Annotated in this window: 1 protein-coding gene; it reads left to right on the top strand. The window is 44.3% G+C overall.

The window, feature by feature from the left end:
* Positions 1 to 439 precede the first annotated feature (439 nt).
* A complete protein-coding gene (gene ltrA / locus R2S57_RS30235) occupies positions 440 to 1861 on the top strand; it encodes a group II intron reverse transcriptase/maturase (RefSeq protein WP_316848632.1) in 1422 nt (473 codons plus the stop codon).
* Positions 1862 to 1947: the final 86 nt, after the last annotated feature.

The following is a 1947-nucleotide window of genomic DNA, read 5'->3' as shown; positions in this document are numbered from 1 at the left end:
TGTGCGCTATGCATGCCATATATCTAAAGGGTGCAAGTCCCTTACGAGCCTACCAACAGGAATCGTTAGCTTTAAGGCAAGGGTGTTGAGAGTGATCTCAAATCTGAAGGAAGCCCGCGGCAAAAGCTTGACCGAACGAACAGAAACATAATATAAGGCTTATTCTGTGGGTAAGTGGGCATTAGACTGCAAAGCCCAATAGTTGGACGTAAACAGGAGTAGTAAATTATGTCGGTTAACCTGAAAGATATATGAGCTTACCATAGGAGATCTGTTCCAGAATGGAGGTGAAACCAAGCGAAGCGGCGTAACGAAATTTGGGCACAGAAGTCAGCCGAGGCCATAGTACCGGAGAAGTTCCTGTAATGGGAATGGAGGGAAGGGCTGAATCCTTAGAGCTGATGTTTTTTTTTTTTTGAAGTAGTAAAAGTTAAGAGATTTGGGCACGAAAATGTTGAATATCCAGATGAAGCCTGCAGGACAGGAAGAATGTGATAACGTTGACAGCCTTTTTATCAGGGAAGAACCCGTATGGTTTGGAAGAGATGGAAAGGTAAGCCCTATTTGGCTTTCTGCATGCGAACAGGATAGACATCGGACGAAAGATCTCATGGATAGGATATGCGATCCATTAAATCTTATTGAAGCATGTAAACGGGTTGTTCGCAACGGAGGGAGCCCAGGCCCCGATGGGATGCAAGTGAAAGCGCTAGGCAAGTGGTTAGAGGAAAACCTTGATCAACTGCGATCGTCGCTTTTATCTTCAAACTATTTGCCTGAAACCGTTCGAAGCGTAACAATTCCAAAACCCAACGGTGGTTATCGCCAGCTGGGCATTCCAAATGTAAAGGACCGTCTGGTTCAACAATCTATCTCTCAAGTCTTAAATCGGATCTATGATGCCACTTTTAGTGATAGCAGCTACGGATTTCGCCCCAAGCGGAGTGCCCACCAAGCCCTTAAACAAGCGCTGATGCTCCATAACTCAGGCAAGAAAACTATAGTGGATATAGACCTCGAAAAGTTTTTTGATGAGGTAAATCACCATCGTTTAATGTGGATGCTGAGTACCCGAATCGCAGACCAGAGGGTTCTGGGTCTGATCAATAGGTTCCTAAAAAGTGGTATACTGAAAGGAGGACTTTATGAGCAGAGAAGCAAGGGCACCCCTCAAGGGAGTCCTTTAAGTCCAATTTTATCCAATATCATATTGGACGAACTGGATCAGGAACTAGGCCGTCGGGGTTTGAGTTTTGTACGCTATGCCGATGATGTTCAAATCTTCGTAAGTAGCACAGAAAGTGGTGTGCGTGTGATGGGAAGCATCAGCAGTTTTCTGGAAAATCGGATGAAGCTAAAGGTTAACTTAGGTAAAAGCTCAATCCGTAAGGGATATGAACTGAATTTTCTGGGACATACTATAGTAGGAGGTGGTATTGGTGTGAGCAGCAGAAGTCTGTCCAAGTTTAAGGATAAGTTGAAAAGGATAACCCAGCGAAATCGGGGTATATCTTTGGCACATATGCTCAACGAACTCCAACCCGTATTAAGGGGCTGGCTTGAATACTTCAAACATGCTAAGATGAAATCGAAGATGGTGAATGTTGAGGCATGGCTGCGAAGAAGACTTAAGTGTTTTCGGCTAAAACAGTGTAAACGCTGTATAGGCATAGTCCGATTCCTAAGGAAAATGGGCGTACAAGATGAACTATGCTGGAAAACAGCTTTAAGTGGTAAAGGATGGTGGCGGCTGAGTAATAGCCCAGCCATCGCATTCGGAATGACAAATAAGTGGTTTGAGCAACAGGGATATTATGCCCTAAGCGAAAACTACAAGAAGCTTCATCGGAAGTTACTCTAGGGAAACCGCCGTACACGTAAGTACATACGGTGGTGTGAGAGGGCGACAAAGTTTGATATTATCTTACTTTGTCCCCTACTTTAATT

This window comes from Pedobacter psychrodurus (genome assembly GCF_032678585.1).
GTDB classification, from domain to species: Bacteria; Bacteroidota; Bacteroidia; order Sphingobacteriales; family Sphingobacteriaceae; genus Pedobacter; species Pedobacter psychrodurus_A.
The sequence above is the reverse complement of the archived record's forward strand: the minus strand, read 5'-3'. Positions and strand labels throughout refer to the sequence as shown.